Genomic DNA, 20,787 nt, shown 5'->3' on the forward strand with positions numbered 1-20,787 from the left:
AGCCCATCCTGCCACATGCGGCCGATGCGCACTGCGCGCGCCGCGGCGTCGGCCATCGCCCGGCCGCGCGTGGCACCAGGAGGAGAGATGCCGATGGACCCCACCCCCACGCTCCGCGCCTCCGGCGCGCCGGTTCATGTGGTGGGCGCCGGCCTCGCCGGCTCGGAAGCCGCATGGCAGCTGGCCCAGCGCGGTGTTCCCGTCATCCTGCACGAGATGCGCCCCTCGCGCTCCACCGAGGCCCACCAGACCGACGGCTGCGCCGAGCTCGTGTGCTCGAACTCCTTCCGCTCCGATGATGCCAATGGCAACGCGGTCGGCGTGCTGCACGCGGAACTGCGCCGCGCCGGCTCACTCATCCTTGCCTCCGCCGATGCCCACCAGGTGCCGGCCGGCGGGGCGCTGGCGGTGGATCGGGAAGGCTTTTCCCGCGCCGTCACCGCGGCCCTGGAGGGCCACCCGCTGATTACGCTGGTGCGCGAGGAGCTCACCGCGCTGCCGCCGGCGGACTGGGACCAGGTGATCCTGGCCACCGGCCCTCTCACCTCGCCAGCGCTGGCGGCGGCGGTGCTGGAGAAGACCGGCGAAAGCGCCCTCGCCTTCTTCGATGCCATCGCCCCCATCATCCATTTCGATTCGATCGACATGGAGAAGGCCTGGTTCCAGTCGCGCTACGACAAGGAGGGGCCGGGCGGCACCGGCGCCGATTACATCAACTGCCCGCTGAGCGAAGAGCAATACAACGCCTTTGTGGATGCCCTCATCGCCGGCGAAAAGGTACCGCTGCGCGAGTTCGAGCAGAAGACGCCTTATTTCGACGGCTGCCTGCCCATCGAGGTAATGGCGGAGCGCGGCCGGGAGACCCTGCGCTTCGGCCCCATGAAGCCGGTGGGACTCACCAATCCGCACACCCCGGGCGTGAAGCCCTATGCCGTGGTGCAGCTGCGGCAGGACAACAAGCTCGGCACCCTCTACAACATGGTGGGCTTCCAGACGAAGCTGCGCCATGCGGAGCAGGTACGCGTCTTCCGCACCATTCCCGGCCTTGAGGGGGCGGAATTCGCCCGGCTCGGCGGCCTGCATCGCAACACCTATCTCAACTCCCCGCGCCTGCTGGATTCCACCCTGCGGCTGAAGGCCGATCCCCGGCTGCGCTTCGCCGGGCAGATCACCGGTTGCGAAGGTTATGTGGAAAGTGCCGCCGTGGGCCTTCTGGCGGGCCGCTTTGCCGCGGCAGAGCGGGCCGGCACGCCCTTCATGCCGCCGCCGGGCACCACGGCGCTGGGCGCGCTGCTCGGACATATCACCGGTGGACATATCGAGGCCGAGGGCGAAGGCCCGCGCTCGTTCCAGCCCATGAACATCAATTTCGGCCTGTTCCCGCCCCTCACCGAGGCCCCCAAGGGAGAAGGCGGAAAGCGCCTGCGCGGAGCCGAGAAGACTGCCGCAAAAAAGCGCGCCCTGGCGGCGCGGGCCCTGGCCGATGTGGCGGCGTGGCTCGACTCCACGGCCCCAGCGGCTTAAGAGGCGCAGATGGCTCGCACCGTCAGCATCGTTCCGCCCATCGAATATGGCGCCGATCCGGCCCGCTTCACCGTGGATACGGTGCTGAAGCGCGACGTGTTCTCCACTGTCGAGCGCGGCACCTGGACCGACCGTGAGGGTCGCGCATGGCCCGCCGTGCGCCGGCGCTGGAACGAGGTCTCGCCTTGGCTCGCGCCGCTCGCGCGCCAGCTCGCCACCCATGAGGTGAAGGCGCTGGAGAAGGTGACCGATACCGGCGTCACCACGCCGCTGCTCGCCGTCGGCCACCGCTTTTTGGTGCGCGGCTGGGTGGAAGGGGTGCCGCTGCAGATCGCGCGGCCCAGCGGCGACAGCCATTTCTTCCACTCGGCCCGGCAGGCGCTGCACATTCTCCATCGCGCCGGCTATGTGCACAATGACCTCGCCAAGCAGCAGAACTGGCTGCGCGGGGCCGATGGCGAAGCCTGGCTGATGGATTTCCAGCTGGCGCTGCCCATCTCCCGCCGGTGGAAGCTCGGCCGGGTGCTCGCCTATGAGGACCTGCGCCACCTGCTCAAGCACAAGCGCACCTATTGTCCCGATGAGCTGACGCCCCGCGAGAAGGCCATGCTGGCCAAGAAGAGCGTGCCCACGCGCATCTGGATGGCCACCGGCAAGAAGGTCTATCGCTTCGTCACCCGTCGCCTGCTGTCCTATTCGGATACGGAGGGGCGCGGCCCCCGGGTCACGCAGGTGGGCCCGCTCATCATCGCCGCGCTGAAGACCCACCCGGCGGTGGCCGACGCCCATATGTCCGATTTCCAGACCCTCGGCGGCAAGGTGGGGCTTTACGCCTTCGTCGAGCCCCGCGCGGCGGTGACGGTGGACGATCTCCGTGCGCACCTCGCCCAGACCCTGCCGGACCGCCCCCATCTCGACCACCTGCAGCTGGTGCCGGCTCTGCCGCGCGCTGCGGATGGAACGGTGCGCGATGATCTGCTGCTGTTGATCGCCCGCAACCAGATCGAGATGCTGGATGCCCTCGCCGGTTCCGATGCCCTGCGGGCGCAGGTGGCCGACATCGCCCGGGCGCGGCTCAATCTCACCGATCGCATCACCCGCTCCGCCGCCTGAGGACAGCACCGGCCGGCGCCCTAACCGTCCGCATTCAGACGCGGCCCCTGACCGCGCGCCGAGAGCGTGCTTGCCGAGAAGGTGCTTGCCTAGAGGGTGCTTGCCTGGAGCCAGCTGCGTCCGGTCGCGGCCCGCCGTCCGGCGCGCCACACCCCGAGCGCCCGACGCCAGCCGGCCAGCCCGGCCACCTCGCGGAACGGATCGCGGATTTTCGCCAGGGCCCTTAGGTCGCCGGTCACCAGGGACAAGGTCAGATAGGGCGGCGCCATTGCGATCCGCTCGGCGGGCGCCAAGCCATGCAGGACCGCGGCCGCCTCTCTGAAATGGTCGGCGGCGATGTCGCGCAGATCGCCCAGCGCCGCCTGCAGCTGCGGCGTCACCACGCCGCTCACCGCCCCCTCCCGATCGAGCCCATGGCGAGCCAGAAGATCAAGGGGCAGATAGCACTGCCCACGCCCCGCATGGATGGGAAACGCCCGCATCAACCCCGTGAGCGCAATGGCGACGCCGCCATGGCCCGAGGCATCCGTTGCGCGCGCCGCCTCCGCCCCGCCCAGCACCAGGGCCGAGAGCTGCAGCAGCGCCCCCGCCGTCTCCCCCGCATAGCCTTCCAGATCGCCAAGAGTCGGCATGGGATCGTCGTAGAGATCGAAGATGCGGGCATCCACCAGATTGATCAGGCTCTGCGCCGGCAGCGCAAAGCGCGTCTTCGTGTCCATCAGGGCCAGGGCCACCGGGTGGGCCTCCACAGCGCCCCGGCCCTCACCCTCGATCACCTCGCGCCACCAGGCCAGGCGCACCTCGCCGGGCAGCGGCTCGCGCACCACCTCGCGCACACGGGCGACATCGTAATTGAAGGCGTAGAGCGCCATCAGGTGCTGGCGCAGCGCGGCGGGTGCGAACAGCGCCGCGAGAAAGCGATCGCGATCCTGGCGGCGCACCAGATCCATGCAATGGGCGTAGGCCGCATCAAGCAGGGCGGTGGAGCTGGGGGAGGCTGACATTTGCGATGGATACGCCGGAAATGGCACTGCCGCCAGCTGCGGCGGCGTGGGGGGAACGACCGGGGCGCGGTCTCAGAAGCTGATCAGCGCCGCGCCCACCGGCCGGCCTTCGCCCAGCAGCACATTGTAGGTGGAGGCGGCCGAGCCGGTCGGCATCAGCTCGAACCGCAGGCCCGCATCACGCAGAAGCTGCTGCAGCGGCGCCTTGAGATGGGCCGGATCCTGCCCGGTGCCGATCAGCAGCAGCTCAAAGCGGCCCGCCTCCGCGATGATGGGGGCAAAGGCCGCCGCATCGAGATCCGCCATGCGCAGTGGCGCCCAGGGGCGAATGCCGGACGGCAGCGCCAGAAGCGAGCCGCCATGGGACATGCCGGCGAAGTGAAAGAACTTCGCCGCATAGCCATCGAAGGGCACCTGCCGTGGCAGGAACGGAACGTCCGGCCGCGACACCATGAGGTCAGCCCTTCCGCTTGCCGCCTCGTCCGCCCTTGGGCGCGGACTTGCGGCCGCTCTTGGAGGAGGCGCCGGCCGGGGCACTCACGGGAGCCGGGGCAGAGCGCCCCTCAACCACTTCTTCCGCCTCGATGAACTCGGCGGCCTCGGCCACGTTCAGCACATCCTCCGGCCCTTCCGCCACCGGCTCCGCCTTGGGCTCCGCCACGCGCGCGCGCAGGCCCAGGTGGATGAGGATGGGCGCCGCCACGAAGATGGTCGAATAGGTACCGATGACCACGCCCACCGTCATAGCCAGCGAGAAGCCGCGCAGCACCTCGCCGCCGAAGAAATAGAGGGCGAGGGTGGCGAAGAAGGTGGTGGTGGAAACGATGATGGTTCGTGAGAAGGTGGCGTTCACCGCCACATCCAGCAGCTCCGGAAGCGGCATCTTCTTGTAGCGCCGCAGCATCTCCCGGATGCGGTCATACACCACCACCGTATCATTGAGCGAATAGCCCATGATGGTGAGGATGGCGGCGATGGACGTGAGGTCGAAGTCGATGCCGAACAGGGAGTAGATCATCAAGGTGACGAAGATGTCGTGCATCGTCGTCACGATGGCGCCCACGGCGAACTGCCACTCGAAACGGAACCACAGATAGGCCAGCACCGCGACGGCGCCCAGCACCATGGCCAGAATGGACTGGCGCACCAGTTCGCCGGACACGCTCGGCCCCACCGATTCCACCCGGCGGATGGAGTAGTCCGAACCCAGCGCGCCGCGCACCTTGGCGACGATGGCCTGCTGGGCCTCGTCGGAGGTGCCGACCTCGCCGAGGCGGATCAGCACATCGCGCGGTGAACCGAACTCCTGGATCTGCACGTCGCCGACATCGAGATCGGTGAGATGCTCACGCAGAGAGGCGAGATCCGCCGCCTGCTGGCTGGACTGCGCCTCGATCAGCGTACCGCCTCGGAAATCGATACCGAGGTTGAAGCCGACGGTGGCGAACAGCAGCACCGCCACCAGCGACATGATCGCCGAGAACGGGAAGCTGTAACGGCGCAGCTTCATGAACCCGATATGGGTGTGCGCCGGAATGTAGTCGATCAAAGGCATGAGCGGCGCACCTTCAGATGGGCAGCTTGGCCGGACGCTGCCACTTCACCCACCAGGCAATCATCAGGCGGGTGAGGGTGTAGGCCGTGAACATGGTGGTCAGAAGGCCGAGGATGTAGGTGACGGCAAAGCCGCGCACCGGTCCCGAGCCTCCCATGAGGAAGAGGATGAGCGCCGTCGCAAGCGACGTGACGTTGGCATCCACGATGGTGCCGAGCGCATTCACGAAACCCTTGTCGATGGCCGAAATGGCCGCCCGACCCTCGCGGGCCTCGTCGCGGATGCGCTCGAAGATCACCACGTTGGAGTCGACCGCCATGCCGATGGTGAGCACCACGCCGGCGATGCCCGGCAGGGTCAGCGTCGCGCCCAGAACCGACTGCAGCGCGAACATGAAGGTGACATGCACCGCCAGGGCGATGAGGGCGAACAGCCCGAACAGGCCGTAGACGGCGATCATGAACACCGCCACCAGGCCGGTGGCCACATAACCCGCCACCTTCCCTGCCTCGATGGAATCGGCGCCAAGGCTCGGGCCCACGGTGCGCTCTTCCACCACCTTCAGGGGGGCCGGCAGCGCGCCGGCCCGCAGAAGGATGGCCAGGTCGTTGGCCTGCTGCACGGTGAACGCACCGGAGATCTGCCCCGAGCCGCCGAGGATGGGCTCGCGGATTACCGGCGCCGAGATCACCTGATTGTCGAGCACGATGGCGAACGGCCGGCCCACCGCATCCTGGGTGGTGGCGGCGAACCGTCGGGCGCCATTGGAATTGAAGCGGAAGCTGACGATGGGCTCACGCGAGTTCTGATCGAAGCCCGGCTGGGCATCCACCAGATCCTCGCCAGAGACGCGAACCTGCTTCTCCACCAGATAGGGCTGGCCGTCCTGCCCCTGCAGCACTTCCGAATCGGGCGGCGGGCGCCCTTCCATCGCCTGCTGCGGCGACATGGACTGGTCCACCATGCGGAAGCTGAGCTTGGCGGTCTGGCCCAGCAGCGCCTTGAGACGCTGGGGATCCTGCAGGCCGGGGACCTGGACCAGGATACGGTCCACGCCCTGGCGCTGAATGTTGGGCTCCACCGTGCCCAACTGGTCGATACGGCGGCGGATGATCTCGATGGACTGATCCACCGCGGCACGCATGCGTGCGTTGAGCCCGGCCTCGGTCAGCTGCAGGGTGATGGCCCCTTCGCTGCCCGACGACACGGTGAGATCCATCTCGCCGGTGCCACCCCCGAACAGGGTATTGGTGACCGGCGCGGCGAGCTTGCGCAGCTCCGCCAGGGCCTTGTCCGTATCGGCTGCATCGCGCAGACGCAGCGTCACCGCCGTGTCGCGGATGGCGAGGTTGCTGTAGCCGATCTTCTGATCGCGCAGCACACGCCGCACTTCATCGCGCAGCTGCTCGGCGCGCTCCTTACGGAGCGCGGCCCCATCCACCTCGAGCAGGATGTGGGAACCGCCCTGCAGATCGAGGCCGAGGGTCACACGGCTCGATGCCAGCCACGAAGGCAGGTGCTGCAGCACGCTCTGCGGCAGCACATTGGGCAGCGCGAACAGAATGCCAAGGGCGACCGTGAACAGGATCGCCACTGTCTTAAGTCGGGAGAAATGCAGCATGTCGCGCGCAATCTATAGAATCAGGACGCCGCAGCCTCGTCCTTGGCAGGCTCGCCCTTGGAGCGGACGGTGGCGATCTGCGAGCGCATCTGGCGCACGCGCACGTTGTCAGCCACCTGCAGCTCGATCTCGTTCTCGTCCACCACGCGGGCCACCTTGCCCACGAGGCCGCCGGCGGTCACCACCACGTCGCCGCGACGCAGGGCGGTCACCATCTCCTGGTGGGCCTTCGCCCGCTTCTGCTGCGGCCGCAGGATGAGGAAGTACATCACCACGAAGATCAGCAGGAACGGGGCAAGCTGAATGAGCATGTCGGCCCCGCCGCCGGCAGCCGGAGCGCCCTGGGCGAAAGCAGGCGTGATGAACATTTGCGTCCTCGTTCGTCTGTTGAAGTGAGCTGTCGAGATTGCAGCAGCGGCCCGGAACGGCCGTTTCCGCAGCGATGCCGGAAAGGCGAAGCGGCCGGACTATACCCACCGGCCTGTCGAATGCAAACGCGACCTGACGGCAATGCCCGCGATCGGCCCGCGCTGGCGGCGGTGAGCACCTCGGCCGGACCCGAAACACCCCCGCCCGATACCTTACGTTACGTCAAATCCCAAACATCCCGCCCGAAGCGGCCTTAATGGCCGGCCTGCGGCGTCACCACGTCGCGGGTGGAATCGGCGGTGTCGGAGATGTTGTTGCCCAGTTCCCGCACATGCGCCGAATAATGCTCGCGGGTGTTGGGATCCACCACCGCGACGGGCGCGGCGATGACCAGGCCGGCCGCGGTGCCCACGGTGGAGGCCGCGTCCGTGGTCATCTGCACCAGATGCTCGCCAATGCCCACGCGGGAATCCGTCATGGTCTGGCCCTGGGCAAGGCGCGCGCCGATGGACTGCACCACTTCGGGACTGGCGGCGAACTTGCCATGGTTCAGCGGATCGTCGGTGCGCAGCTTGGTCAGGTCGATAACGGTGATGTTGTTCTTCTCGAACTCGGTCCGGTAGGGCTCCTGGGTCGGGTCCACCTGGCCGATGCGCGGCACGCCGCCCCACACCCGCTTTGAGACCGCCAGGGCCTTGTCGTCCTGCGAGACGAACACCGTGAAATTGGGCCGGGGGGTGCCGAGCTCGGTGAAGATGACGCGGAACACATCGCTATCCACGTCGGGGGCCGCCAGCATCACATTCTTGATCTTGGGCAGGATACGGCCGTTGCGAATGGCCATCTGCCGCAGCGCTTCGAGGGTGACGACATTGCCCATGGAGTGGGCGAGAATGGAAATCTCCCCCACATTCGGATCCTTGGCCATGAAGGTCAGCAGGCGCTCCAGGGCATCACGGGAATAAGAGGTACTCTCCCGGTCATAACCATAGGCGAGCAGGCTGCCGCGGGAGGGCCACGTGAACAGCACCGGCGTCACGTCCGCCCCGGAATCGTGGATGATCTGGGCGAAGCGGAACACCGCATCGTCGAACCGCTGATTGTAGCCATGCACAAACACCAGCGCCTGCCGGCCCGGCGTGCGCTTGATGCGGGCGTTGAACCACTTGACCGCCTGCTCCTGGGTCAGGTCCTCAAGCCGAGTGGTCACGAAATCGGTGGCGGGATTGCCGGGAATGGACTTCGGCCATTGCACATCGCCTGCCGCACGGGTGCTATCGGGCGGAATGGAGACGTCGATCTCCATGAAGCTGGGCTTGGCCCCCCGCTCACCGGTGAACACGTCGGGTCCATCGGTGCGCTGGCGCACCGTCGCCACCGCCATGTTCACGCGCGAGGTGCCCGGCACCGCATCGGGAACCGGAATCAGCGCCCCATCCGGGCGCCCGGCGCATCCGGCCACCAGGGCCAGCACCATCATGGACGCGAACACACCACGCAGCCGAAGCGCCGAAAGCAACCGCACTGTCCCCACCTTCCGCCACCGCAGAACCTGATTGTGGATATGGCACCCACGCCGGCGCGACAATGCGCCGGAAGCGGCATTTCCTGGCCGGATTGACGATTCTTATTAAAGTGTTGCCGCCGTGCCCGCCACCAAAGGTGGAAAGCGCACCGGCATCAGCTCGCGCCGCGGCGTGCCCGACTGCTCCTTCACAACCCGCACCAGGGTCTGCACCTCATCGGCCGGCCCCAGCGGCATGATCAGCACCCCGCCAAACCGCAGCTGCTCCATCAGCGCCGGCGGCACGTCCAGCGCTGAGGCCGTGACCATGATGCGATCGTAAGGCGCGCGGGTCGACAGGCCCAACCGGCCGTCACCCACATAAGCGGCGAGATTGCGCAGTCCCAGCACCTGGAAGCGCGCCTGCGCCTCGCCCACCAGCGTACGGTATCGATCCACCGTCACCACGCGTCCAGCCAGATGGGCGAGCACCGCGGCCTGGTAGCCGGAACCGGTGCCTACCTCCAGCACCGCATGCTCGGCGGTGACATTCAGCGCCTCCGTCATGGCCGCCACCAGGCTGGGCTGCGACATGGTCTGACCGCAGCCGATGGGCAGGGCCACGTCGTCATAGGCGTGGCGGCGCAATTGCGGATCGACGAACAGCGGCCGCGGCACCAGCTCCATGGCCCGCAGCACGGACACATCCCGGATCCCGCGCTGACGCAGCCCCAAGATGAAGGCCATCCGCTCGGCCTTCTCGCCCTCGCCGTCATCAACACTCATGCAGCGCATCCGCATTCTGGCCGGAGGCATTGAAATAACAGAAAATTAAGCCATACCTCAAGTTCACTCTTAACTTTAAGTTCTTGCGCCACTTTAAGAGATCCCCCTACCCTCCCCCGCCATGCGCCCGGTTTCGCTCCACCCGCTTTTCGCGTCGCTCGACACGCTCTCCGGCATCGGCCCCAAGCTCCTGCGGCCGTTTGCGCGCCTGTTCGCGCGCGAAAACCCGCGGGTGATCGATCTTCTGCTGCACATGCCGACGCAATTCGTGGACCGACGCGCCCGTCCGACCATTGCCGAGGCCATTCCCGACACCGAAGTCACCCTCGAAGTGCATGTGGATGGGCACCAGAGTCCGCCATCTGGTAGCCGAGCACCGCATCGCACCTATGTGTCCGATGCCACGGGCGATCTGGTGGTCGTGCATTTCAAGATGGAGCGCGCCCGGCTGGAGCACATGCTGCCAGAGGGTTCGACCCGCTGGCTGTGCGGCAAGATCAGCCTTTATGACGGCATGCGGCAGATGACCCATCCGGATCGGGTGCTGGATGCCGCCGGCCTCGCCCGCCTGCCGCCGGTGGAGCAGGTCTACCCCCTGGTCGAAGGCCTGCCGGCGGGCACGCTGCGCCGCGCGATGGCCGGCGCCCTGGAGCGGGTGCCTGAGCTGCCCGAGTGGATCCCCGACACGGTCGCTGCCGCCCCGGATTGGCCCGCCTTCCGCGATGCCCTCACCCGCCTGCACCGGCCGGCGACCCCAGCCGAGGCGGTGCCCACCGGTGCGCCCTGGCGCCGGCTCGCCTTCGACGAGCTGTTCGCCCATCAGCTCACCCTTGCTCTGGTGCGGGCGCGGGAGGAGAAGGCGGGCGGGCGCGCCACCATCGGCGACGGACGGATCGCCCAGCGCATCCTCGCCGCTTTGCCCTTCGCCTTGACCGGCGCCCAGCAGCAGGCCCTCGCCGCCATCCGCGCCGACCTTGCCGCCGAGACCCGCATGCTGCGCCTGCTGCAGGGCGATGTCGGTTCGGGCAAGACGGTTGTGGCCCTGCTCGCCGCCGCCACCGCCATGGAGGCGGGCCGGCAGGCGGCGCTCATGGCACCCACGGAGATCCTCGCCCGCCAGCATGTGGAGACCATCGCGCCGCTGGCGGAAGCGGCGGGCATCACGGTGGCGGTGCTCACCGGCCGGGAGAAGGGCAAGACCCGCGCCGCCCTTCTGGCCGACATCGCCGCCGGCAGGATCGACCTGGTGGTGGGCACCCATGCGCTGATCCAGGACGATGTGGCCTTCCACGATCTTGCTTTGGCGGTGGTGGACGAGCAGCACCGATTCGGGGTGGAGCAGCGCCTGGCCCTCGCCCGCAAGGGACCGGGGGTGGACATGCTGGTGATGACCGCCACCCCCATTCCCCGCACCCTGGTGCTGACCTTGTTCGGCGACATGGATTCGTCCGAGCTGCGGGAGAAGCCTCCCGGCCGGCAGGAGGTGGACACCCGCGCCCTGCCCATGGAGCGGCTCGACGACGTGGTGGCCGCGGTGGGCCGGGCCCTGGCCAAGGGCGCCCAAGCTTATTGGATCTGCCCCCTGGTGGAGGAAAGCGAGACCTCCGACCTCACCTCGGTCACTGAGCGCTTCGACAGCCTCAAGGCCCATTTCGGAACCAAGGTGGATGTGGTGCACGGGCGCATGTCCGGCAGCGCCAAGGATGCGGCCATGGCCCGCTTTGCCGCCGGCGAGACACGCCTGCTCGTCTCCACCACGGTGATCGAGGTGGGAGTGAACGTGCCCAACGCCACCTTGATGGTGATTGAGCATGCGGAGCGGTTCGGCCTCGCCCAGCTACACCAGTTGCGCGGCCGGGTGGGCCGCGGCGAGAAGGCTTCCACCTGCCTCCTGCTCTATCGCGGCCCGTTGAGCGAAACCGCCAAGTCGCGCCTCGCCATCCTGCGCGAGAGCCAGGACGGCTTCCGGCTGGCGGAGGAGGATCTGCGTCTGCGCGGCGAAGGCGATGTGCTCGGCACACGGCAGAGCGGCATGCCCGGCTTTCGCGTCGCCCGCATGGAGTTCCATGGCGCCGAGGCCGAGGCGGCGCGCACCGCGGCCGCCGCCATCATCCGCACCGATCCCGATCTCTCGGGTCCCGCGGCGGAGGCGCTCCATACCCTTTTGCACCTTTACGAGAAGGATGCTGCGGTGCGCTTGCTCTCCGCGGGCTGAGGCGGCATGGTCCCGCCATGAGCGCCGCGCCGGGCGAACGCCCCTCCCCATCCGCCGCCGAGGGTCGCCCCGAAGCGCCCTCCAGCCGCCGGCGCATGGATCCGCGCGCGCTGCGCGCCGCCTTCTATCGCCAGGCACTGTTCGCCGCTGGCGTGGTGTTCCTGGTGATCGGCGCCATCGGCATGGTGGTGCCCATGCTGCCGGGCACGGTGTTCCTGATCCTGGCCGCCTGGTGCTTCACCCGCTCCTCGCCCCGGTTCGAAGCCTGGCTATTGAACCACCGTTATCTGGGCCCCAGCGTCGCCCGCTGGCGCGAGACCGGCGCCATTCCGCCGGTGGCCAAGCTGTTCGCTCTGTCCAGCTTCGTGGGCACCTTCGGCGGCTCCTGGTATTTCGGCGCGCCGCAGGGGGTGCTGATCTTCCTCGGCCTGCTGTTCGCCGCCCTCGCCGCCTTCATCATCACCCGCCCCAACGGGTGAGATGCAAGACCGACTCGATGCTTGAGAAATAAGCGATAATTTACTGATTTTTAACCATAATTTTCCCGCACTTCATGTGCGGGGAAAACTGAGCGCATCACCATCTGGAGCCTCACCCGACCACTGGCGTCAGACGCGGCGCCGGGGCGCGGACGCCCCGGCGCGAAAGGTCAGGCCGCCTTCTGGCTCTCCCGATCCACGATGGAGACGACGTCGGCCATGATGCGGTTGAGCTCGAAATTCTTCGGCGTATAGACCGCCGCCACGCCGAAGCCCTTGAGCTGCGCCTCGTCTTCCGGCGGGATGATGCCGCCCACCACCACCGGCACGTCGGACAGCCCTTCCGCCCGCATGCGCTCCATCACGTCCCGCACCAGCGGCACGTGGGAACCGGAGAGGATGGAGAGGCCCACCACGTGCACGCCTTCTTCGAGCGCGGCGTTCACGATTTCGGCGGGGGTCAGGCGGATGCCCTCATAGACCACCTCCATGCCGCAATCGCGGGCGCGCACGGCGATCTGTTCGGCGCCGTTGGAATGGCCATCGAGCCCCGGCTTGCCCACCAGGAATTTCAGCCGGCGGCCGAGCTTCTCGGAAACGGCGTCCACCGCGGCGCGCACCTCCTCCAGGCCCTGGGTATCGGCGCGGGCGGCGCGGCCGACGCCGGTGGGTGCGCGATATTCGCCGAACACCTCGCGCAGGCAGGTGCCCCACTCACCGGTGGTCACCCCCGCCTTGGCGCAGGCGATAGACGGATCCATGATGTTGCGGCCTTCCTGGGCCGCGCTCTTGAGGTCGGCAAGGGCGGCGGCCACCGCCTTGGCATCGCGCGCCGCGCGCCAGGCCTGCAGGCGGGCGACCTGCTCGGCCTCCACGCCTTCCGGCACGGTGAGGATGGCGCCTTCGCCGGTGGTGAGGGGCGAGGGCTCGCTCTCGGTCCAGCGGTTGACGCCGACCACCACCTGGTCGCCGCTCTCGATGGCTTCGAGCCGGCGGGTGTTGGATTCCACCAGCGCCTGCTTCATGTAGGAATTCTCGATGGCCGCGACGGCACCGCCCATGGCCTCGATGCGGGCGAGCTCGGCGCGCGCCTCCTCTTTCAGCGCTTCCACCTTGCGGGCGATCTCCGTGGAGCCGTCGAAGATGTCGCCATATTCCAGGAGGTCGGTCTCATAGGCCACCACCTGCTGCATGCGCAGCGACCATTGCTGGTCGAACGAGCGCGGCAGGCCCAGCGCCTCGTTCCAGGCCGGCAGTTGCACGGCGCGGGCACGGGCCTTCTTGGACAAGGTCACCGCCAGCATTTCCAAGAGGATGCGGTAGACGTTGTTTTCCGGCTGCTGCTCGGTGAGGCCGAGGGAGTTCACCTGCACGCCGTAGCGGAACAGCTTCTGCTTGGCGTCGGTGATGCCGTAGCGATTGACGCAGATCTCGTCCCACAGATCCACGAATGCGCGCATCTTGCACATCTCGGTGATGAAGCGCATGCCCGCATTCACGAAGAAGGAGATGCGGCCCACCACCTCGCCGAAAACGGGGCCTTCCGCCTCACCGGACTTTTTCACGGTGTCGAGGATGGCGATGGCATTGGCCAGCGCGAACGCCAGCTCCTGCACCGGCGTCGCTCCCGCCTCCTGCAGGTGATAGGAACACACGTTCATCGGGTTCCACTTGGGCAGGTTGCCGGTGGTGAAGATGATGGTGTCCTTGGTGAGACGCATGGAGGGCGCCGGCGGGAACACATAGGTGCCGCGCGAGAGATATTCCTTGATGATGTCGTTCTGGGTGGTGCCTTGCAGCTTGGTGCGGTCCGCCCCCTGCTCGTCGGCGGTGGCGATATAGAGGGAGAGCAGCCACGCCGCACAGGCATTGATGGTCATGGACGTGTTCATGTTCGCGAGCGGAATGCCCTCGAACAAGGTGCGCATGTCGCCGAGGTGGGAGATGGGCACGCCCACCTTACCCACCTCACCACGGGCGAGTGGATGGTCGCTGTCGTAGCCGGTCTGGGTGGGCAGGTCGAAGGCAACGGACAGACCCGTCTGCCCCTTGGCCAGGTTCGAGCGGTAGAGCTTGTTGGACTCCGACGCCGTCGAATGCCCCGCATAGGTGCGGAAGAGCCAAGGCTTGTCGCGGACCACCATCCCAAATCCCCGTTGTTGGCTTCGCTCTGGAAGCGCGATTGTGCGTCGCAATGTGCGGCGCGTCGATGGGAAATTTTCCCCGTTTCTACCCTGGCCTGTATTTTCGCCGCGCCCTCACCGCTTCACCAGCGAGATAACGAACAGCAGAATCACCGCGCCAATGGTGGCGCTGATGATCTGGCCGACGAGCCCACCCACCACGAACACGTTGCCGAACAGGAAGCCGCCGATCACGGCGCCCAGGATGCCGACCGCCACATTGCCGACGAAGCCGAAGCCGTAGCCACGGAACAACTGCCCCGCCAGGAAGCCGGCGATAGCGCCGATGAGGATCATCCACAAGATGGCCATTCCATTCTCCTGCTGCCATTTGCATCAAGGCATTGATGCATTTTACACAAACAAACTTCGCCAATGAAGCCACATCGCCACGCCCTCTTCACCCTGGTCCTCGCGCTGAAAAGCGCCGGCAGAGGGCACCGATGGGATGTCGATCACCGAACGAAACCCTTGCACCACAAGGGATGAAACGCGCGCGCCGTCATCTTGTTCTCTTCCCGCCCCTCGCGGTTCCCGCGACGTTTTCGCGACGGACGCCGAAAACAGCGGGCCGCACCCAAAGGCGGGCTATCGACTTGGAATTCTTCTCTGCTACGTTGCATTGCGAGAACGACCTGGGCAATGCCCAATGGGCGGAGACCAACAGAGTCAGCGGAACACAAGAGAGGACGGGACGCTATGGGCCAGACGGCAGCTGCGGACGGTGCTGCGGTGAAGGATCTGTACGAGCTGGGTGAGATCCCCCCGCTCGGCCATGTGCCGGCGAAGATGTACGCCTGGGCCATCCGGCGGGATCGCCATGGGCCGCCAGAACAGTCCTTCCAGCTGGAGGTGGTGCCCACCTGGCAGCTCGGCGAGAACGACGTGCTGGTGTTCGTGATGGCCGCCGGCGTCAACTACAACGGCATCTGGGCGGGCCTTGGCGAACCCATCTCCGTGTTCGACGTGCACAAGGAGCCCTACCACATCGCCGGTTCCGATGCCTCGGGCATCGTCTGGGCGGTGGGCTCCAAGGTGAAGCGCTGGAAGGTGGGCGACGAAGTGGTCGTGCACTGTAACCAGGACGATGGCGACGACGAGGAGTGCAACGGCGGCGACCCGATGTTCTCCCCCTCGCAGCGCATCTGGGGCTATGAGACGCCGGACGGCTCCTTCGCCCAGTTCTGCCGGGTGCAGGCGCGCCAGCTCATGCGCCGCCCCAAGCACCTCACCTGGGAAGAGAGCGCCTGCTACACCCTCACCCTCGCCACCGCCTATCGCATGCTGTTCGGCCACCCGCCGCACACCGTGAAGCCCGGTGACTATGTGCTGGTGTGGGGCGCCTCGGGCGGCCTCGGCGTGTTCGGCGTCCAGCTCGCCGCCGCCTCCGGTGCCCATGTCATCGGCGTCATTTCCGATGAATCCAAGCGGGACTACGTGCTCGGCCTCGGCGCCAAGGGCGTGATCAACCGCAAGGAGTTCAAGTGCTGGGGCCAGCTGCCCAAGGTGAACTCGCCGGAATATAACGACTGGCTGAAGGAAGCCCGCAAGTTCGGCAAGGCCATCTGGGACATCACCGGCAAGCGCGACGTGGACATCGTGTTCGAGCACCCGGGGGAGACCACCTTCCCGGTCTCCACCCTGGTGGGCAAGCGCGGCGGCATGATCGTGTTCTGCGCCGGCACCACCGGCTTCAACATCACCTTCGACGCGCGCTATGTGTGGATGCGCCAGAAGCGCATCCAGGGCTCGCACTTCGCCCATCTCAAGCAGGCCTCCGCCGCCAATGAGTTCATCTGCGACCGGCGGGTCGATCCCTGCATGTCGGAAGTGTTCCCCTGGGATCGCATTCCCGAGGCGCACACCAAGATGTGGCAGAACAAGCATGCGCCGGGCAACATGGCCGTGCTGGTGAACTCGCCGCGGGTGGGCCTGCGCACTTTCGACGACGTCTTGGAAGCCTGCGGCAGCTGAGCCTTCCCCCAACGCACTTCAATCAAGACTGCCGCGCCTGGAGCGCGGCAGTCTTTTTTGTCCGGCCGCCGGCGTCCATGCCCGCCACCCGGTCATCACCACCGCTGATGAATTGTGTGTAAGAAACAATTTCACAGCAAGACCCGCAGCCGCTAAAGCAGAGGGGCATGGGGCATTCAGCCCTGCTCCGGGCCGGATCGGCACGGACCCCATTTGCGCCAATTCCATCGGCTGCACCGTGCCCTTGCGAAGGGCATGCGGGTCCGTGTCCCGGCACTCAACCGGCGCCGCACCTTCCGCTTTGGTCGCTCGACGCTCGCGCGCCGCGCACCCCTCGCGCGCATGGCCCTGCCCCAGCCTGTGCAGGACAGGCGCGAACATCTCGCGACATTGATCCGCGGCCCAGGCCACGGACCAAGGCCATGCCCAGGAGGACTCATGCTGGCCCGGCCGCCCCGATCGTTCCTTGCCCGGGTGACTGATGCACCCTATCTGCTGCTGGCGCTCGCCGCGCTGCTATGGGCCGGCAACATCGTGCTCGGGCGTTATGTGGCCGGGCACATTCCTCCGATAACGCTCTCCACCGTGCGCTGGATCGGCGCCACCCTCATCATCTTCCCCTTCGCGCTGCCGCAGATCCGGCGCGACCTGCCGCTGATCCGGCGCAGCCTGCCGGCGCTGACCCTGCTGGCGGGCACCGGCATCTCCACCTACAACGCCATGAGCTATTACGGCCTGCAATACACGCAGGCGGTCAATGGCCTGCTCATGCAGTCCACCGCCCCGCTGCTGGTGGGGGTGTGGAGCTTCGTGCTCTACCGCGACCGCCTCTCCATGGGCCAGGTGGCGGGCATCCTCATCTCCCTGTGCGGCGTGGTTCTCATCATCAGCCGCGGCGATATGGACACGCTGCTGCACTTCACGCCCAACATGGGCGACATCTGGATCATCGTCGCGCTGTTCGTCTACGCCTTCTACACCACCATGCTGCGCAACCGGCCGCAGCTGGGCCCGCTGTCGTTCCTCACCGTCATCATGGGCATCGGCTCCGTCCTGCTGATCCCCGCCACCCTCATCGAGCTCTCCCTCGGCAAGACGCTGGTGTTCAACCGCGAGACTCTGTCGGTGCTCGCCTATGTGATGATCGGCCCGTCCATTATCGCTTATCTCGCGTTCAACCGCGGCGTCGAACTGGTGGGCGCCAACCGCGCCGCCCCCTTCCTGCATCTGATGCCGGTGTTCGGCACCGCGCTGGCCATTCTGTTCCTGGGCGAGCAGGTGGCGTGGTTCCATTTCGGCGGCTACGCGCTGGTGATCGGCGGCATCACCCTCGCCACCCTTTCCGCCCGCAGCGGTCGCAAGAGCCCACCCACCGCAGACGAAAACGGCCCGCACTGAGGCGGGCCGTCCTGGATGGGGTGCGCGCTGAAGGCGCGCGCTTCAGAAGGTGAGCGCGCGCACCTGCACCACATGGGGCAGTTGCTGCAATTGCGGCAGCAATGCCGTCGGCACCGGCCCATCCACCGCCACCAGCGCGATGGCGTCGCCGCCCTCGCGGTCGCGGCCGAGGGCGAATGTGGCGATGTTCAGGCCCGCCGCCCCCAGCGCTCCGGCGAAACTGCCGATGAAGCCGGGCCGGTCGGAATTGGTCACATAGAGCATGGAGGGAGCGAATTCCGCTTCCATCTTGATGCCCTTGATGTCGACGATGCGCGGATGCCCGTCAGAAAAGACGGTGCCGGAAACGCCGCGTTCGTGGCGCTCGCTTGCCACCGCCAACGTGACCAGGCTTTCGTAATCGCCGCTGGCCGCCCGGGTGGTCTCCTCGATGACGATGCCCCGCTCCTTGGCCACCGCCAGCGCCGACACCGCATTCACCTCCGCCAGCACCGGCCGCAGCAGGCCGGCGACGGCGGCCGCGGTGAGCGCCTTCACCTTCTGCTCAGCGACCGCACCTTCATAGGTGATGCGCACGGTCTTGATGTCGGTATCGGTGAGCTGGCCGGCGAATGAGCCGAGCTTTTCCGCCAGGGCGATGAAGGGCTTGAGCTTGGGCGCCTCATCGGCGGTGATGGCCGGAAAGTTCACCGCGTTGGAGATGGCGCCGGTGTTGAGATAATCGCTCATCTGCTCGGCCACCTGGAGCGCCACATTCTCCTGCGCCTCGGTGGTGGCGGCGCCGAGGTGCGGCGTGCACACCACATTGTCGCGACCGAACAGCGGGCTTTCCAGCGCCGGCTCCTCCACGAACACATCGAGCGCCGCCCCCGCCACATGGCCGCTGTCGAGGGCGGCAGCGAGCGCCGCCTCATCAATGAGCCCACCACGGGCGCAATTGATGATGCGCACCCCCGGCCGGGTCCTGGCGAGGGCCTCGGCGGAGAGGATGTTGCGGGTCTTCTCCGTCAAAGGCGTGTGCAGGGTGATGAAATCGGCGCGGGCGAGCAACTCGTCCAGTTCCACCTTCTCCACCCCGAGGTCGAGGGCTCGTTCCACCGACAGGAACGGATCGAAGGCGATGGGCTTCATCTTCAGCCCCAACGCGCGATCGGCGACGATGGAGCCGATGTTGCCGCAGCCGACAATGCCTAGCGTCTTGCCGGTCAGCTCCACCCCCATGAAGCGGTTCTTTTCCCACTTTCCGGCCTGGGTGGAGGCATCCGCCGCCGGGATCTGGCGGGCGAGGGCGAACATCAGCGCCAGCGCGTGCTCGGCGGTGGTGATGGAATTGCCGAACGGCGTATTCATCACGATCACGCCTTTGGCGGTGGCCGCCGGCAGATCCACATTGTCGATGCCGATGCCGGCCCGGCCGATCACCTTCAGGCGCTGCGCCCTCGCGAGGATTTTCGGGGTGACCCGGGTGCCGGAGCGGATGGCAAGACCATCGTATTCCCCGATGATCTCGGCGAGCTTGTCTTTGTCCTTGCCGATCTCTGGCAGGTAATCGACGTCGATGCCGCGTGCCTTGAAGATCTCGATGGCGGCGGGCGACAGTTTATCGGAAATGAGAACACGGGGTGCCATGGACGGACTCCGGAAATTGCGCGGGGATATGCCGGTCCGCCCGCGCCGGCGCCGCAGGCCATGGCAGGTCCCGGCCGCTCGCAAGGAGCGGCCGTTCCCGCCTCAGGCACGGGGCCGAGCGGCGTGGCGCAGGTGCCCGGTGATCCGGACACGACCAGCATGGGACAGGAGAGGCGGCGCAGGGCCGCCTGCCCGGCAATGGGCCGGGGCTCACGCCGCCTGGGGCAGCGCAGCCTTGGCCTCGTTGAAGGCCCAGTCCAGCCAATGGGTCAGCGCTTCCACATCGGAACGCTCGACCGTGGCCCCGCACCAGATGCGCAGCCCGGGAGGGGCGTCGCGATAGGAGCCGATGTCATAGGCGATGCCGCCCTTGTCGAGACCCGAGGAGATGGCCTTGGCGAACGCCGCCTGGGCTTCCGCCGGCAGCGCCGTCACGTCGGGATCCACCACCTTGAGGCACACCGAGGTGTTGGAGCGCGTCACCGGATCGATGGCCAGGAAATCCACCCACGGGGTCACCGCAACCCATTGGGCAATGGCCTCGAAATTGCGGTTGGAGCGCTCCTGGATGGCGGGAAGGCCACCGATGTTGCGGGCCCATTTCAGGGCGTCGATATAGTCTTCCACGCACAGCATGGACGGCGTGTTGATGGTCTCGCCCACGAAGATGCCTTCGATGAGCTTGCCGCCCTTGGTGAGGCGGAAAATCTTCGGCAGCGGCCAGGCCGGCGTGTAGCTCTCGAGCCGCGCCACGGCGCGGGGCGAGAGGATGATCATGCCGTGGCCGCCTTCACCGCCCAGCACCTTCTGCCAGGAATAGGTGACCACATCGAGCTTGGCGAAGTCGAGCTTCTGGGCGAACGCAGCGGACGTGGCATCGCAGAAGGTGAGCCCTTCGCGATCGGCGGGGATCCATTCCCCGTCCGGCACCATCACGCCGGAGGTGGTGCCGTTCCACGTGAACACCACGTCGTGGCTGAAGTCCACCTGCGACAGGTCCGGCAGCGCGCCGTAATCGGCTTTGAGCACCCGCGCATTGTCGAGCTTGAGCTGCTTCACCACATCGGTGACCCAGCCTTCGCCGAAGCTCTCCCAGGCCAGCATGTCCACCGGGCGGGCGCCCAGCATGGACCACAGCGCCATCTCCACCGCGCCGGTGTCGGATGCCGGCACGATGCCGATGCGGTAGTCCGCCGGCACGTCCAGCACGTCGCGGGTGAGGTCGATGGCTTCCTTGAGCTTGACCTTGCCCACCTTGGCGCGGTGCGACCGGCCGAGGGGCGCGTCAGCAAGCGCTTCGAGCGTCCAGCCGGGACGCTTGGCGCAGGGGCCCGAGGAAAAGTTGGGGTTTTCCGGCCGCGTGACCGGAGCGGGGTTCGCCGTCATGTGATCCATCCTTACAGATGGGCGCCTCCCGTTGGGGGGAGGTGTCC

The 20,787-nt window shown here is 67.1% G+C and carries 17 protein-coding genes; 6 read left to right on the forward strand and 11 right to left on the reverse strand.

Going from position 1 to position 20,787, the window contains the following annotated elements; all coding sequences use genetic code 11:
• Positions 1 to 93 precede the first annotated feature (93 nt).
• Positions 94 to 1,524 carry a methylenetetrahydrofolate--tRNA-(uracil(54)-C(5))-methyltransferase (FADH(2)-oxidizing) TrmFO gene (trmFO, locus tag MEU52_RS00560; RefSeq protein ID WP_238122035.1) on the forward strand — a complete coding sequence of 477 codons (1,431 nt, stop codon included), beginning with the start codon at positions 94 to 96 and terminating at the stop codon, positions 1,522 to 1,524.
• A gap of 9 nt (positions 1,525 to 1,533) precedes the next feature.
• Positions 1,534 to 2,637, forward strand: a complete 1,104-nt coding sequence (locus MEU52_RS00565) for a serine/threonine protein kinase (RefSeq protein ID WP_238121906.1) — start codon at positions 1,534 to 1,536, stop codon at positions 2,635 to 2,637.
• A gap of 89 nt (positions 2,638 to 2,726) precedes the next feature.
• Here the strand turns inward: MEU52_RS00565 and MEU52_RS00570 are convergent, their stop codons facing one another.
• From MEU52_RS00570 to MEU52_RS00600, 7 genes are all read right to left on the reverse strand, one after another.
• A complete protein-coding gene (locus tag MEU52_RS00570) occupies positions 2,727 to 3,641 on the reverse strand; it encodes a phytoene/squalene synthase family protein (RefSeq protein ID WP_238121905.1) in 915 nt (304 codons plus the stop codon).
• 72 nt (positions 3,642 to 3,713) lie between these two features.
• Positions 3,714 to 4,094: an Mth938-like domain-containing protein gene (locus MEU52_RS00575; protein ID WP_238121904.1), complete on the reverse strand. Its 381-nt coding sequence runs from the start codon at positions 4,092 to 4,094 to the stop codon at positions 3,714 to 3,716.
• A gap of 4 nt (positions 4,095 to 4,098) precedes the next feature.
• Positions 4,099 to 5,196: a protein translocase subunit SecF gene (gene secF / locus MEU52_RS00580; protein WP_238121903.1), complete on the reverse strand. Its 1,098-nt coding sequence runs from the start codon at positions 5,194 to 5,196 to the stop codon at positions 4,099 to 4,101.
• A gap of 13 nt (positions 5,197 to 5,209) precedes the next feature.
• The gene (gene secD, locus MEU52_RS00585; protein ID WP_238121902.1) at positions 5,210 to 6,817 is read right to left on the reverse strand and encodes a protein translocase subunit SecD; all 1,608 of its coding nucleotides are present in this window, start codon (positions 6,815 to 6,817) and stop codon (positions 5,210 to 5,212) included.
• A gap of 20 nt (positions 6,818 to 6,837) precedes the next feature.
• Positions 6,838 to 7,185: a preprotein translocase subunit YajC gene (gene yajC, locus MEU52_RS00590; RefSeq protein WP_238121901.1), complete on the reverse strand. Its 348-nt coding sequence runs from the start codon at positions 7,183 to 7,185 to the stop codon at positions 6,838 to 6,840.
• 254 nt (positions 7,186 to 7,439) lie between these two features.
• Positions 7,440 to 8,711 carry an alpha/beta hydrolase gene (locus MEU52_RS00595; protein WP_238121900.1) on the reverse strand — a complete coding sequence of 424 codons (1,272 nt, stop codon included), beginning with the start codon at positions 8,709 to 8,711 and terminating at the stop codon, positions 7,440 to 7,442.
• A gap of 105 nt (positions 8,712 to 8,816) precedes the next feature.
• On the reverse strand, positions 8,817 to 9,476 hold the full coding sequence (locus MEU52_RS00600; protein WP_238121899.1) for a protein-L-isoaspartate(D-aspartate) O-methyltransferase: 660 nt from the start codon (positions 9,474 to 9,476) through the stop codon (positions 8,817 to 8,819).
• Between the two features lie 121 nt (positions 9,477 to 9,597).
• Between MEU52_RS00600 and recG the strand changes: the two genes are divergently transcribed.
• Both recG and MEU52_RS00610 read left to right on the forward strand, forming a co-directional pair.
• A complete protein-coding gene (gene recG / locus MEU52_RS00605) occupies positions 9,598 to 11,691 on the forward strand; it encodes an ATP-dependent DNA helicase RecG (RefSeq protein WP_238121898.1) in 2,094 nt (697 codons plus the stop codon).
• 17 nt (positions 11,692 to 11,708) lie between these two features.
• Complete coding sequence (locus tag MEU52_RS00610; protein ID WP_238121897.1) at positions 11,709 to 12,170, forward strand: YbaN family protein; 462 nt, start codon at positions 11,709 to 11,711, stop codon at positions 12,168 to 12,170.
• A gap of 170 nt (positions 12,171 to 12,340) precedes the next feature.
• On the opposite strand, the gene MEU52_RS00615 is transcribed toward MEU52_RS00610, so the two are convergent.
• Both MEU52_RS00615 and MEU52_RS00620 read right to left on the reverse strand, forming a co-directional pair.
• Complete coding sequence (locus MEU52_RS00615) at positions 12,341 to 14,314, reverse strand: protein meaA (RefSeq protein ID WP_238121896.1); 1,974 nt, start codon at positions 14,312 to 14,314, stop codon at positions 12,341 to 12,343.
• Between the two features lie 114 nt (positions 14,315 to 14,428).
• On the reverse strand, positions 14,429 to 14,665 hold the full coding sequence (locus MEU52_RS00620) for a GlsB/YeaQ/YmgE family stress response membrane protein (protein WP_238121895.1): 237 nt from the start codon (positions 14,663 to 14,665) through the stop codon (positions 14,429 to 14,431).
• 387 nt (positions 14,666 to 15,052) lie between these two features.
• On the opposite strand from MEU52_RS00620, the gene ccrA reads away from it, so the two are divergent.
• Positions 15,053 to 16,327: a crotonyl-CoA carboxylase/reductase gene (gene ccrA, locus MEU52_RS00625; protein ID WP_238121894.1), complete on the forward strand. Its 1,275-nt coding sequence runs from the start codon at positions 15,053 to 15,055 to the stop codon at positions 16,325 to 16,327.
• A 438-nt stretch (positions 16,328 to 16,765) separates the two neighbouring features.
• Complete coding sequence (locus tag MEU52_RS00630; protein WP_238121893.1) at positions 16,766 to 17,725, forward strand: DMT family transporter; 960 nt, start codon at positions 16,766 to 16,768, stop codon at positions 17,723 to 17,725.
• A gap of 42 nt (positions 17,726 to 17,767) precedes the next feature.
• Here the strand turns inward: MEU52_RS00630 and serA are convergent, their stop codons facing one another.
• Both serA and MEU52_RS00640 read right to left on the reverse strand, forming a co-directional pair.
• A complete protein-coding gene (gene serA / locus MEU52_RS00635; protein ID WP_238121892.1) occupies positions 17,768 to 19,354 on the reverse strand; it encodes a phosphoglycerate dehydrogenase in 1,587 nt (528 codons plus the stop codon).
• Between the two features lie 210 nt (positions 19,355 to 19,564).
• On the reverse strand, positions 19,565 to 20,740 hold the full coding sequence (locus MEU52_RS00640; protein WP_238121891.1) for a phosphoserine transaminase: 1,176 nt from the start codon (positions 20,738 to 20,740) through the stop codon (positions 19,565 to 19,567).
• Positions 20,741 to 20,787 lie beyond the last annotated feature (47 nt).

The organism is Xanthobacter sp. NM-25 (assembly GCF_022138605.1).
GTDB lineage: Bacteria > Pseudomonadota > Alphaproteobacteria > Rhizobiales > Xanthobacteraceae > Xanthobacter.